The organism is Ruegeria aquimaris (assembly GCF_025751555.1).
GTDB lineage: Bacteria > Pseudomonadota > Alphaproteobacteria > Rhodobacterales > Rhodobacteraceae > Ruegeria_B > Ruegeria_B aquimaris.
Genome location: NZ_JAOWLB010000012.1, coordinates 19,517 through 31,886, shown reverse-complemented (window position 1 = coordinate 31,886; position 12,370 = coordinate 19,517). Strand labels below are relative to the sequence as shown.

Genomic DNA, 12,370 nt, shown 5'->3' with positions numbered 1-12,370 from the left:
CATGAAACACCTGGTAACCGCATTGGCGTTGCTGGCTGCAACGCCCGCCCTGGCGCAGGACAAGATGACCCTGCTGCTCGATTGGTTCATCAACCCCGACCACGGCCCGATCATCGTTGCGCAGGAAAAGGGATATTTCGCAGAACAGGGTCTAACTGTGGAAATCGTGGCCCCCGCCGACCCCTCTGCGCCGCCGCGTCTGGTGGCCGCAGGTCAGGCCGATCTGGCGGTCAGCTATCAGCCGCAGCTGCATTTGCAAATCCACGAGGGGCTGCCGCTGAAACGGGTCGGCACTCTGGTCGCCACGCCGCTCAACTGCCTGCTGGTGCTGGAAAACGGCCCGATCAAATCGCCTGCCGACCTCAAGGGCAAGAAGATCGGCTTCTCCGTCGCCGGTGTCGAAGAGGCGATCCTGACCACGGTTCTGGGCAAATACGGTGTCGCGCTCAGCGATGTCGAGATGATCAACGTGAACTTCTCGCTTTCGCCCGCATTGATGAGCGGGCAGGTCGATGCGGTGATCGGTGCTTATCGAAATTTCGAGTTGAATCAGATGGATATCGAAGGCGAACCGGGCCGCTGCTTCTACATCGAGGAAGAGGGCGTGCCGTCTTATGACGAGTTGATCTATGTCGCCAACCCCGACCGGATGGATGCCGACAAGATCGCCCGCTTCCTCGAAGCGACCGAAAAGGCGACGCAGTTCATCGTAAACAACCCCGAGGCCAGCTGGGAGATCTTCGCCGCCACCTCGCCCGAATTGCAGGACGAGCTGAACAAGCGCGCTTGGGCCGATACGCTGCCGCGCTTTGCGCTGCGTCCCGCCGGGTTCGACGCGGGCCGTTATGCCCGGTTCGAGGCGTTCCTGAAGGACACCGGCCTGATCGACAGCGTCAATCCGGTCTCGGCCATCACCATCGACGTGAGCGCTGAATGAGCGCGCCGGACTATGGCCGTGCCTTTGGCCTGATGCGCGTGGCGGCGGGCCAGCCCTGGCGGGATTATACCCGCCACGCCTTTGTCGAGGGGATGAAGGACGGCAGCCTGCCACACGATGCTTTCCTGCACTATCTGCGGCAGGATTATGTGTTCCTGATCCACTTCGCGCGTGCATGGGCGTTGGCGGTGGTCAAGGGCGAAACCCATGCCGAGATGCTGGCCGCCGTCGGCACCGTCAACGCGCTGGTCGCCGAGGAAATGCAGCTCCATATCGGGGTGTGCGAGGCGGCGGGGATCTCGAATGACGAGCTGTTTGCCACCCCCGAGCGGCCCGAAAACCTCGCCTATACCCGCTTTGTGCTCGAGGCCGGGTATAGCGGCGATCTGGCCGATCTGCTGGCCGCGCTGGCACCCTGTGTCATGGGCTATGGCGAGATCGGCGCGCGGCTGGCGACAGAGGCGACGAGTGATCGCTACAAGAGCTGGATTGATACCTATGCCGGGCCTGACTATCAAACTGCCTGCAAGGCGGTGGGTGAACTGATGGATCAGGCTCTAACAAGACGTATTGGCGCCGATTTCGAAGCCTCGCCGCGTTGGAACCGGTTGTGCCGTACCTTTCGCACCGCAACGGAACTCGAGGTCGGTTTCTGGCAGATGGGGCTTACCCCGTGACCCCTGCCCCCGCGATAACTGTTGCCGGCAGCGCCAGCATCGACGGCGTGTCTTTGTTCGCGCCGTTGGTCCTGACATTGGAAGCGGCGCAATGGACCTGCCTTTTGGGCGGGTCCGGCGTCGGCAAGTCCACGGTGTTGCGGCTGATCGCGGGGCTGGAAACAGGAGCGGACTTCAGCGGCACGATCACGGCGTCGGATAGTTCGCCGGTGGCGGCGCGAGTGGCCTATATGGCGCAGGACGATCTGTTGTTCCCTTGGGCCAGTGTAGCGCAGAACGTGGCGCTGGGCGCGCGGCTGCGGGGCGAGCAAGTGGACCTTGCCCGGCTGGACGATTTGCTGCGTCGGGTGCGCCTGACAGACCATGCTGCCAAGCGCCCGGCGGAACTCTCGGGTGGCCAGCGCCAGCGGGTGGCATTGGCGCGCACCCTGATGGAGGACAAGCCGGTTGTATTGCTCGACGAGCCCTTCTCGGCCCTCGATGCCCGGACCCGCGCCGATATGCAGGAGCTGGCCGCCGAGCTGCTGGCCGGGCGGACGGTGCTGTTGGTGACGCACGACCCGGCCGAGGCCGCGCGGTTGGGTCATTCGATCCAGGTGATGACCGCCGGGGGGCTGACAGCGGTCGCACCGCCAACGGAAGAAATGCCGCGCGCGGTGGATGACGCCGCGACGCTGGAATGCCAGGCTGTGTTGCTCAGGATGCTGCGGGAGGGAGGGCAATGACACGCTGGCTCCCTGCTCTGGCCGCGACCCTTTTTGCGCTGGCGATTTGGCAGGCGGTGGTCAGCCTGACCGACCTGCCACGCTTTATCCTGCCGGGGCCTCTGCTGGTGGCCGAAACCTGGTGGCAGAGCCGCTGGCTGATCGCCGAACATACGGCGGTGACGGCGCTGGAGGTTCTGATCGGCCTTGCCTGTGGCGCGGTGTTGGGTGTGGCGACGGCGTTGCAGCTGGCCAGTTCGCGGATCGCGCGGGTTCTGGTGCAGCCGATGCTGGTCTTTACCCAGGCGCTGCCGGTCTTTGCGCTGGCGCCGATCCTGACGCTGTGGCTGGGCTATGGGCTGTGGTCCAAGGTGGCGATGGCGGTGCTGATCATCTACTTCCCGATCACAGCGGCGTTTTTCGACGGGCTGATGCGGACGCCTGTGGGATATCTGGACCTTGCCCGCACCATGCAGGCCAGCCCGCGCGCGGTGCTCTGGCATATCCGGGTGCCGGCGGCGCTGCCGCAACTGGCCTCGGGCCTGCGGCTGGCGGCGGTCTATGCGCCGATCGGCGCGGTGATCGGGGAATGGGTGGGGGCGTCAAAGGGGCTGGGGTACCTGATGCTCTTGGCCAATGGCCGGGCGAAAACGGACCTGATGTTCGCCGCCATGCTGACACTGGGCGTGCTGTCGGTGCTGCTGCATCTGGCGATGCGGCGGGCGACACGGCGGATGGCGGGCGAGCGTTAACCTCTCGGAAACCGATTCGGGGCGAGGCTGCGTGCCATGCGCCAGACAGGTCTGTCCGAGGCCCCGATGCTGTTCGACATGGACGAAGCGCCGGAGATGCCGCTGCCCTCGGGGCGGTTGCCGTCCTATATCCGGGATCATCGCAAGCGGTTGCGGGAACGGTTCATGGCCGGTGGTGCGGCGGCGCTGCCGGATTACGAACTGCTGGAGCTGGTGCTGTTCCGCTCAATCCTCCGGCAGGATGTCAAGCCGCTGGCGCGGCGGCTGCTTGATACGTTTGGCGATTTCAACCGGGTACTGTCCGCGCCGGTCGAGCGGCTGGCCGAGGTCAAGGGCGTGGGCGAGGCAGTGATCACCGACCTCAAGATACTTGAGGCCAGCGCCCACCGCATGGCCCGCGCACGGGTGATGCAGCGGCAGGTGATTTCCAGTTGGGACGCACTGCTCGACTATTGCCATACCACCATGGCCCATCGCGAGACCGAGCAGTTCCGGGTCTTCTACCTCGACCGCAAGAACGTGCTGATCGCGGATGAGGAACAGGCGCGCGGAACGGTCGATCATGTGCCGGTCTATCCGCGCGAGGTGGCCAAACGGGCGCTGGAGCTGAACGCCTCGGCGCTGATCCTGGTGCATAATCACCCATCTGGCGATCCGACCCCGTCACAATCGGATATCGACATGACCGCGCGGATCCGGGCCGCGTGTGAGGCGCTGGGGATAACGCTGCACGATCACCTGATCATCGGCAAATCAGTCGAGTTGAGCTTCCGTTCCGAAGGGTATCTGTAGGGGGCGCTGCCCCCGTCGCGGCAGGGCCGTGACTCCCCCGGAGTATTTCAGGCGGAATGAAGGGTCACTTCACCCAGACCTCGACCCGGCGATTGACCTGGCGGCCCCAATCGCTGTCGTCGCATGCCATCGGCAGCGCCTCGCCAAAGGCATCGACAGAGATTTCCATCCGCGCCGGGTCGAGGGTTTCGGCTGCCTGCAACACCGCGTCGCGCACAGCCTCGGCCCGTTTCAGGGCGATGCGCGCGTTGCCCTCGGCGGCGCCATCACCGTCGCTGAAGCCGACAAAGAGCAGCTGGCGCGTATCATAGGCGCCGCTTTCCAGCGCCTGTGCCAGTTGCGCGATATTCGTGCGCGATTGCGCGTCGGGGCGTGAAGAGCCGGTTTCGAAGCGGAACGACAGGCTGAGCCTTTGCATGCCCGACAGGGTCGAGACCAGCCTTTGCAGTTCGGTCAGCGGCACCTCGGTCCCGGCGGCGGCGATGGCATTGGCCAGCCGGTTGCCCTGTCCCGCGACGGGAATCAGCTCTGGCGCCTGATCGACAAAACCGGCGCGGCGGATCACGATCTGGGCCGCCGGGCTGCGCATATAGGCCAGAAACTCGCGCGCCACCTTGGGCAGGCGCCGGGCGGGCATGTAGAGGAACATCGGCGAGTTCAGCGGATAATCCTCGGTCTTGATGTTGCGTCGGGTCGCGGCCAGCGAAAAGCCACAATCGCCGGTTAGGGTCAGCGGCCGGGACGTGCCGGTTTCGGCGAAACTGGCGATGCCGATGGCAAACGGGTCAATCGTGACGGCACGGGACAGCAGGCTGGAACGGGTGTGGCGGATCACGTCATCTGGAAGCGTCTTTTTGACCGGGGTCAGCAAGCGATCCTCGACCGCCTGCGCGAGGCCGGAGCCGGCGGTCGGCAGATGCAGCGCGATGGGGGCGTCGGGGCCGCCCAGATCCGCCCAATTGTCGATCTCACCGGCAAACACGCGCGCCAGCATCGGCACCGAGATGCTTTGCACCGGATTGACCGGCGCCACCACCGGCACCATCGCATCCAACGCCAGAACCCGCGAGCGGTTGTTGTCGGTCATATCACCCAGGCCGAGTTCAAGTGCCCGCCTGCGTTCGTCGGGCCGGATCTCGCGCAGGGCCATGACCAGGTCGGCCTCGTCCGCGAGAAGATCGGCAAAGCCTTCGTCGGTGGTTGTGACGCGAAACGAAAACATGGCGAGGGGCCGCGCCGGGTCGTTGTCGAACAGCAGATAGCTGAACCGGGTGTCGTCGTCGGTTTCCCGCCGCGTCTGGTACCGGTTGCGCAGGGCAAAGCCCTCGATCAGGGCGGGAAGCAGCACTTCGGCCATGGTGGAGGAGCCGCTGAGCGTCAGTTCGGCGATATAGTCGGTCAGGCTGGGGCAGGCGGGGCCGTCGCAGGTCACGCCCGACCCGTCAACGGTCAGTTCGCCATAGCGGGTTTCGACGCGATAGAACTCGCCATCGAAACCCAGCAGGATTCCGGTGATCTCGACCTTGCCGTCATGCGAGGTGAGCGTGATGTCCTGCGCGGCGCTGGGGCCGACCGGTACAAAGGAAAGTGCGGCGAGAGCCGCCGCACGGAGCCAATTCATGAGGAACCTGAAATTACCTGCGGATCATTTGGCGGCAATCTTCAGGTCTTCGATCAGATTATTCAACACCAGAAAATCGCCGGCTGCCGAACAATCGGGGACCGACAGCACCAGATCATGGGTTCCAAGCGTTCCGTCGCCGCGCAATTCGATGGATTGCGCTGAAATGTCCCGGCCGCAATTGGTCGCCGTCACCTCTGCTTCGAGCGACAGGGCGATGGTGCCACTGACGGTGCTGTCAGAGGCGGGAAAGCTGTAGATTTCCGCGATTTGCGGTGCCAGCGTGTCGGGTTCGCCGAGGCGCACCACCTGTCCCAGCGCCTTGGCGGCGCTGTCAGCCCATACGTGGCCCCTGTCGCCATAAGAGGCCCCGAATTCGCGCGCATGCAGTTGAAGGCCCGCCGCGCCCGACCACTGAACAGCGACGCGGGCGATCTGGTTCAGGTTCTCGACCCGGGTTGTGGCCACAGCGCCGCGCCCGTTCTGCAAGGCCACGACAAAAACCGCATCCGCTGACAAGACCGGAACCGTCACGTCCAGATTACCCGCATCATCGGTTGTTTCGGTAAAGATCAGGCCGCTGTGGTGAACGGTAACCCGCTGGTTGCCATGGCAGGGGGCGCTGACCGACAGCATGGCGCTGGCCATGGGGGCGGGTTCGGCGGTTGCCAGTATCGCGCAGCCCAGCTGCGGTTCGGCAGGGTCCAGCGGCGTTTCCGGCAGAACCTCTCCTTTGACCGGAAACGGGCTGACGTGTTCCAGCGCGGGCGCGGGCAGGCGGCCAGGTTGGCTCATCTCGACCGATGCGGCGGCGAGCGACAGGCCCACCGCCCGTGTTGCCACATGGTCCTGCGGTGCGGTCGCTGTTTCGGGCTGTTGCACCGCTTGCTGGATGACCGTCTGGCGCGGCGCGACCTGCCGGGCCTCGCGGGCGGCATTCTGCTGCATCAGGAACCCGATCAGCGCCGCACACAGCACTGTTCCGCCCGCTGTCAGGATCTTGCGACTCTTCTGCGCCATTTCCGCACTCCATCACCTGATAATCCGCCAGGAGTGTCGAAAACAAAGGCGGCCAAGTTGTGGCCGCCCGTGGGAGTCATTGTGTCAGGGAGCGTTGATCTCAGGCAAGCCTGCCATGACAATGCTTGAACTTCTTGCCCGATCCGCAGGGACAGGCATCATTGCGCGACGGGTTGCCCCAGGTATCGGGATTTGTCTCGTCAAATCCGGGGCGCGCATCGCCCGAGGCCTTGGCCTCGGCGATCTCTTCGGCGCGCTGCCCCGCCTGCTGCGCTTGCGCTTGCTGTGACAGCATCTGCGCCATCATCTGGCGCTGTTCTTCTTCGGTGAGCATTCGCACCCGTGACAATTGCTGTGTCACGGTTTCGCGCAGGCTGTCGAGAAGTCCTTCGAACAGCTGGAAGCTTTCGTTCTTGTACTCGTTCAGCGGATCGCGCTGGGCATAGCCGCGGAAGCCTACGACCGAGCGCAGGTGCTCCAGCTTCAGCAGGTGCTCGCGCCACTTGCTGTCAATGGTTTGCAACAGCACCTGCTTTTCGACGTTGCGCATGTTTTCTGCGCCAAAGTCGGCGGCCTTCTTTGCCATGAACTCGTTGCCCGCCTTGATCAGGCGCTCGCGGATCTCGTCGTCGTCCACGCCCTCTTCGGCGGCCCATTCGATGACGGGCACATCAATACCCAGCTTTTCGATCACCGCGGCATAAAGGCCGTGGGTGTTCCACTGGTCGGCATAGCTTTTGGGTGGCATGTATTCGTCGATCAGGTCGTCGATCACCTGTTCGCGCATGTCGGCCACGATTTCGGACAGGTCCTCGGCCGCCATGATTTCGCGCCGCTGGCTAAAGATCACCTTGCGCTGGTCGTTCATCACATCGTCGAACTTCAGCACGTTCTTACGCATGTCGAAGTTGCGGCCTTCGACCTTGGCCTGGGCGCGTTCGAGTGACTTGTTCACCCAGGGGTGAATGATCGCCTCGCCTTCCTTCATGCCCAGCGTGGTCAGTACTTTGTCCAGCCGCTCCGAGCCGAAGATGCGCATCAGGTCGTCTTCGAGGCTGAGGTAGAACACCGTGCGGCCCGGGTCGCCCTGGCGGCCGGAGCGGCCGCGCAGCTGGTTGTCGATGCGGCGGCTTTCGTGCCGCTCGGATGCCATGACGAACAAACCGCCGGCATCGAGAACCTTTTGTTTCTCTTCCGCGTGCTGTGCCTCCTCGGCGCTCCGCAGCTCGGCGGGGTCGGCTTCGGGGTTCTCGGCCAAGGCGGCCAGAACCTTCATCTCGACATTGCCGCCCAACTGGATGTCGGTACCGCGACCGGCCATGTTGGTGGCGATGGTCACCGCGCCATAGCGGCCGGCCTCGGCCACGATCTGCGCCTCGCGTTCGTGCTGGCGGGCGTTCAGGACGTTGTGTGCGATGCCTTCCTTGGTCAGCATCTGGCTCAGCATCTCGGATTTTTCGATCGAGGTGGTGCCGAGCAGAACGGGCTGGCCCTTCTCATGGGCCTTCTTGGTCTCGGCGATCATGGCGGCGTATTTCTCGGCCGCGGTACGATAGACCTGGTCGTCCTCGTCCTTGCGCGCGATCGGTTTGTTGGTCGGAACCTCGACCACGCCCAGCCCATAGATCTCGGCAAATTCCTCGGCTTCGGTCAGCGCGGTGCCGGTCATGCCCGCGAGCTTGTCGTAGAGGCGGAAGTAGTTCTGGAAGGTCACGCTGGCCAGCGTCACGTTCTCGGGCTGGATCTGGACATTTTCCTTGGCCTCGATGGCCTGATGCAGACCGTCCGACAGGCGGCGGCCCGGCATCATGCGGCCGGTGAATTCGTCGATCAGCACGACCTCGCCGTCGCGCACGATGTAGTCCTTATCGCGCTGGAACAGCTTGTGCGCGCGCAGGCCCTGGTTGACGTGATGCACGATGGTCGTGCTTTCCGGGTCATAAAGCGACTGGCCCTCGGGCAGCAGGCCGCGCGCCACCAACTGCGCCTCAAGGAACTCGTTACCCTCGTCGGTAAAGGTGACGTTACGGGTCTTTTCGTCCAGCTCGTAGTGGCCGTCCGACAACGATGGCAGCAGCGCGTCGATGGCGACATAGAGGTCCGAGCGATCCTGCGCGGGCCCGGAAATGATCAGCGGCGTGCGGGCCTCGTCGATCAGGATCGAGTCGACCTCGTCTACGATCGCGAAATTGTGTTGCTTCTGATAGACTTCGCTCAGCTCGCTCTTCATGTTGTCGCGCAGATAGTCGAAGCCAAGCTCGTTGTTGGTGGCATAGGTGATGTCGCTTTGATAGGCGGCCATCTTCTGGTCATCGGGCTGGCCGGACCAGATCACGCCGGTGGTCATACCCAGCGCGGCGAACACCTTGCCCATCCATTCCGAGTCGCGCTTGGCCAGGTATTCGTTCACCGTGACCACATGCACGCCCTTGCCGGTCAGCGCGTTCAAATAGGCGGGGAAGGTGGCGACCAGCGTCTTGCCCTCGCCCGTCTTCATCTCTGAGATATTGCCCTGATGCAGGAAGATGCCGCCCATCAGCTGCACGTCAAAGGCCCGTAGACCCAGCGCACGCCGGGCTGCCTCGCGGCAGTTGGCGAAGGCCTCGGGCAGCAGGTCGTCCAGGCTCTCGCCGTCCTGCGCGCGTTTGCGCAGTTCCTCGGTTTTCGCCTTCAGCCCGTCATCGGACAGTTTGGCGAATTCCTCTTCCAACCCGTTGATCCGGGCGACGACCGGGCGGGTTGCCTTGATCTTGCGGTCGTTCGGTGTTCCGAACACCTTTTTGGCAAGCGTTCCAAGTCCCAGCATATGCACTCCAGCGGATCTGTTCTGTCATGGTTACGACAGGCTTGCCCGCCATGTGCGCAACCCATAGATACGGGGGTGAAGGCGGTCCTGTCTAAGGCTTCAAGCGATGTAAGCGGCAGGCTCCAGAGTGTCAACGCCGTGCCCCATCGCGGCCCGTGAATAGGATGAATTCAATGCCCAAAGGTCTCACTTTCCTGCCATCGCTGGCGCTTGCGCTGGTTCTGGCCCTGCCGGTCTCGGCCGAGACCAAGGCCGAGGCCGACACCGTGGTCGCCCGCGTCAATGGCGAAGAGATCACCCTGGGCCATATGATCATCGCCCGCGCAACCCTGCCGCAGCAATACCAGCAACTGCCGGACGAGGTGCTGTTCGAAGGTATCCTTGACCAGCTGATCCAGCAGACGCTGCTGAAGCAGGTACAGAACGACCGCACGCCCCTCCAGGTCGTACTGTCGCTGGAGAACGAGGAACGCTCGTTGCTGGCGGGCGAGACCATCGACCAGATCATGGCTTCGGTCACCACTGACGAGGCGCTCCAGGCGGCCTATGACGCCAAGTATGCTGACGGATTTGGCGAAGACGAGTTCAACGCGTCTCATATCCTCGTACCATCCGAGGAAGAGGCCAAATCGGTCAAGGACCTGATCGACAACGGTGCCGATTTTGCCGCCACCGCGCGCGAGAAATCGACCGGCCCATCGGGCCCCAATGGCGGAGAACTGGGCTGGTTCGGAGCGGGCGCCATGGTGCCCGAGTTCGAGGCTGCCGTGATGGAGCTGGAGGTTGGCAAGGTCTCGGCCCCGGTGCAGACCCAGTTCGGCTGGCATGTCATCAAGCTGAACGACAAGCGCAAATCGACCGCGCCGGAACTGGACGAGGTGCGCGAAGAGCTTGCCGGTCAGATTCAGCAGGACGCGATCGAGGCCCGCTTGGCCGATCTGACCCGTGATGGCAATATCGAAAAGCCCGATCTCGGCGGCATTGGCCCGGATGTGCTGCGTCAATTCGAACTCGTGCAGGAGTGATCCTCTGAAATGGCAAAAATAACAAAGGTTTCCCCGCTAGCGCCCGCCAGTTTCCCACCCCTTCCGGAGATTGCCGGCCTTCGTCTGGCCACCATCGCCGCCGGTGTGCGCTATCAGGGCCGTACTGACGTGATGATGGCGGTGATGGATCCCGGAACATCGGTCGCGGGTGTGTTCACCCGCTCGGCCACCCGCTCGGCCCCGGTGCTGGATTGCCAGGCCAAGATCGGCGGCGCCAGCGACGGACCGGCGGCAATCGTGGTAAACTCGGGCAACTCTAACGCCTTTACCGGCCATTACGGTCAGACCTCGGTGGCCGAGGTCACCCGCGCGGTGGCCGAGGTCACCGGCGTGCCGGTCGAACGGGTCTTTACCTCGTCCACCGGTGTCATCGGCGAGCCGATGAAGCACGAACGCATTGTGGCCAAGCTGGGCGAGCTGAACGCGACACTGCGCCCGGATGCGTTGGAAGAGGCCGCGCGCGCCATCATGACGACCGACACCTTCCCCAAGGGGGCCAGCAAGACGGTCGGGATCGACGGCAAGACCGTGAAGATCGCCGGGATCGCCAAGGGCTCGGGCATGATCGCGCCTGATATGGCGACGATGCTGGTCTATATCTTCACCGATGCGCGCGTCGAACAAGGCGCGTTGCAGGCGATGCTGTCGGCGATGACCGATCGGACCTTCAACTGCATCACCGTCGACAGCGACACATCGACCTCGGACACGTTGCTGTTGGCCGCGACCGGTGCCTCGGGGGTTGATGCGACCGGCAATGCCGAGTTCGCCGCCGCGCTCGAAGATGTGATGCTGGACCTGGCCAAGCAGGTCGTGCGCGATGGCGAGGGCGCCACGAAGTTCGTCGAGATTCGGGTGACCGGCGCGGCCACAGATGCGGATGCCAAAGTGCATGGCATGGCCATCGCCAATTCACCGCTGATCAAGACCGCAATCGCAGGCGAAGACCCCAACTGGGGCCGTGTCGTCATGGCCATCGGTAAATCCGGCGCCGCCGCCGACCGCGATCTGCTCAGCATTTCCTTTGGCGATATCCTCGTCGCGGAGAAGGGGTGGGTCAGTCCCAACTACCAAGAGGCTGAGGCCGCTGCTTATATGAAGGGGCAGGAGTTGGTGATCGGCGTCGATCTGGGGCTGGGCGAGGGGCAGGCAACCGTCTGGACCTGCGATCTGACCCACGGGTACATCGAGATCAACGCGGATTACCGGTCGTGAAGACTGTCCTTGTTTCCGCTGTCGCACTGATCGACGTGGACGGCCGGGTGCTGCTGGCGCAGCGCCCGGAGGGCAAGTCGATGGCCGGACTGTGGGAGTTTCCGGGCGGCAAGGTCGAGCCAGGCGAAACGCCTGAGCATGCCTTGATTCGCGAGTTGGACGAGGAACTGGGCATCAATACCTGGGCCTCCTGCCTGGCGCCGCTGACTTTTGCCAGTCACAGCTATGACGATTTTCATCTGCTGATGCCGCTATTTGCCTGCCGCAAATGGGAGGGCGTTCCGCAATCGCGCGAAGGTCAGGCGCTGAAATGGGTTCGGGCCCGGGATCTGAGGGATTATCCCATGCCGCCGGCAGATATCCCGCTGATCCCGATTCTCAGGGATTGGCTATAAGTCTGCCCTTAGATGCTTATCCGTGTTTATGTGCGCACTTAATTGGCACATATTGCGGTTGCAGCATCAGAAATATCCATATTTTGTGCGCATGTAACCAAAAATGGTGAATTGCTACACAATTTTGAAATGATTTGTCCGCTGCGCCCATGTACACTCAGGTTGTCTAATTCTGTGGGGAGGATGTGACATGTTGCGCACTATTGCGATTGGCAGCTGTGTTCTGATCCAGGGCCTTTTCGTTCGCGCCAATGCGAACGGGACCATATCGGTACAGGTCGGTGACCAGATCTATATCGGACGCCCGGTTCTGGCAGACGCCGCCTGAAGACGGACAGACTTTCAAGACCACCACTCACTCAGGTCTTGCAGGCGAGAGGCAGCCAATGGCTGCACTCGCCTGTT

Annotated in this window: 12 protein-coding genes; 9 read left to right on the top strand and 3 right to left on the bottom strand. The window is 63.2% G+C overall.

Annotated features, from left to right (window positions below; all coding sequences use genetic code 11):
• The first annotated feature begins 1 nt into the window (after position 1).
• The 5 genes from OE747_RS15720 to radC are packed head-to-tail and all read left to right on the top strand — an operon-like array spanning position 2 to position 3,862.
• Positions 2–937: an ABC transporter substrate-binding protein gene (locus tag OE747_RS15720; protein ID WP_263829502.1), complete on the top strand. Its 936-nt coding sequence runs from the start codon at positions 2–4 to the stop codon at positions 935–937.
• Positions 934–1,614 carry a thiaminase II gene (gene tenA, locus OE747_RS15715; protein WP_263829501.1) on the top strand — a complete coding sequence of 227 codons (681 nt, stop codon included), beginning with the start codon at positions 934–936 and terminating at the stop codon, positions 1,612–1,614. The genes OE747_RS15720 and tenA overlap by 4 nt, the downstream gene beginning before the upstream one ends.
• Positions 1,611–2,339 (top strand): ABC transporter ATP-binding protein, encoded by a 729-nt coding sequence (locus tag OE747_RS15710; RefSeq protein WP_263829500.1) that lies wholly within the window; start codon positions 1,611–1,613, stop codon positions 2,337–2,339. Before tenA ends, OE747_RS15710 begins: the two co-directional genes overlap by 4 nt.
• On the top strand, positions 2,336–3,070 hold the full coding sequence (locus OE747_RS15705; protein ID WP_263829499.1) for an ABC transporter permease: 735 nt from the start codon (positions 2,336–2,338) through the stop codon (positions 3,068–3,070). Before OE747_RS15710 ends, OE747_RS15705 begins: the two co-directional genes overlap by 4 nt.
• 36 nt (positions 3,071–3,106) lie before the next feature.
• Positions 3,107–3,862, top strand: a complete 756-nt coding sequence (gene radC, locus OE747_RS15700; RefSeq protein WP_404818326.1) for a RadC family protein — start codon at positions 3,107–3,109, stop codon at positions 3,860–3,862.
• A gap of 64 nt (positions 3,863–3,926) precedes the next feature.
• On the opposite strand, the gene OE747_RS15695 is transcribed toward radC, so the two are convergent.
• The 3 genes from OE747_RS15695 to secA form a co-directional block, all read right to left on the bottom strand.
• Positions 3,927–5,483, bottom strand: coding sequence for a phosphate ABC transporter substrate-binding/OmpA family protein (locus tag OE747_RS15695; protein ID WP_263829498.1), 1,557 nt, complete (start codon positions 5,481–5,483; stop codon positions 3,927–3,929).
• Between the two features lie 24 nt (positions 5,484–5,507).
• Positions 5,508–6,503 (bottom strand): hypothetical protein, encoded by a 996-nt coding sequence (locus tag OE747_RS15690; RefSeq protein ID WP_263829497.1) that lies wholly within the window; start codon positions 6,501–6,503, stop codon positions 5,508–5,510.
• 100 nt (positions 6,504–6,603) lie between these two features.
• On the bottom strand, positions 6,604–9,309 hold the full coding sequence (secA, locus tag OE747_RS15685; RefSeq protein WP_263829496.1) for a preprotein translocase subunit SecA: 2,706 nt from the start codon (positions 9,307–9,309) through the stop codon (positions 6,604–6,606).
• 173 nt (positions 9,310–9,482) lie between these two features.
• Between secA and OE747_RS15680 the strand changes: the two genes are divergently transcribed.
• The 4 genes from OE747_RS15680 to OE747_RS15665 all read left to right on the top strand — a co-directional run bounded on the left by OE747_RS15680 (position 9,483) and on the right by OE747_RS15665 (position 12,293).
• The gene (locus OE747_RS15680; protein ID WP_263829495.1) at positions 9,483–10,334 is read left to right on the top strand and encodes a peptidylprolyl isomerase; all 852 of its coding nucleotides are present in this window, start codon (positions 9,483–9,485) and stop codon (positions 10,332–10,334) included.
• A 9-nt stretch (positions 10,335–10,343) separates the two neighbouring features.
• Positions 10,344–11,570 (top strand): bifunctional glutamate N-acetyltransferase/amino-acid acetyltransferase ArgJ, encoded by a 1,227-nt coding sequence (gene argJ, locus OE747_RS15675; protein ID WP_263829494.1) that lies wholly within the window; start codon positions 10,344–10,346, stop codon positions 11,568–11,570.
• A complete protein-coding gene (gene mutT, locus OE747_RS15670) occupies positions 11,567–11,965 on the top strand; it encodes an 8-oxo-dGTP diphosphatase MutT (RefSeq protein WP_263829493.1) in 399 nt (132 codons plus the stop codon). The genes argJ and mutT overlap by 4 nt, the downstream gene beginning before the upstream one ends.
• A gap of 190 nt (positions 11,966–12,155) precedes the next feature.
• Entirely contained in the window at positions 12,156–12,293 is a 138-nt protein-coding gene (locus tag OE747_RS15665; protein WP_263829492.1) for a hypothetical protein, read from the top strand.
• The last annotated feature ends 77 nt before the right edge of the window (positions 12,294–12,370 follow it).

What these genes read in the sequence shown, in the direction of transcription:
- OE747_RS15720 (WP_263829502.1), top strand. Translation starts at nt 2, where the DNA reads ATGAAACACCTGGTAACCGCATTGGCGTTGCTGGCTGCAACGCCCGCC.
- tenA (WP_263829501.1), top strand. Translation starts at nt 934, where the DNA reads ATGAGCGCGCCGGACTATGGCCGTGCCTTTGGCCTGATGCGCGTGGCG.
- OE747_RS15705 (WP_263829499.1), top strand. Translation starts at nt 2,336, where the DNA reads ATGACACGCTGGCTCCCTGCTCTGGCCGCGACCCTTTTTGCGCTGGCG.
- radC (WP_404818326.1), top strand. Translation starts at nt 3,107, where the DNA reads ATGCGCCAGACAGGTCTGTCCGAGGCCCCGATGCTGTTCGACATGGAC.
- OE747_RS15695 (WP_263829498.1), bottom strand. Translation starts at nt 5,483, where the DNA reads ATGAATTGGCTCCGTGCGGCGGCTCTCGCCGCACTTTCCTTTGTACCG.
- OE747_RS15690 (WP_263829497.1), bottom strand. Translation starts at nt 6,503, where the DNA reads ATGGCGCAGAAGAGTCGCAAGATCCTGACAGCGGGCGGAACAGTGCTG.
- secA (WP_263829496.1), bottom strand. Translation starts at nt 9,309, where the DNA reads ATGCTGGGACTTGGAACGCTTGCCAAAAAGGTGTTCGGAACACCGAAC.
- OE747_RS15680 (WP_263829495.1), top strand. Translation starts at nt 9,483, where the DNA reads ATGCCCAAAGGTCTCACTTTCCTGCCATCGCTGGCGCTTGCGCTGGTT.
- argJ (WP_263829494.1), top strand. Translation starts at nt 10,344, where the DNA reads ATGGCAAAAATAACAAAGGTTTCCCCGCTAGCGCCCGCCAGTTTCCCA.
- OE747_RS15665 (WP_263829492.1), top strand. Translation starts at nt 12,156, where the DNA reads ATGTTGCGCACTATTGCGATTGGCAGCTGTGTTCTGATCCAGGGCCTT.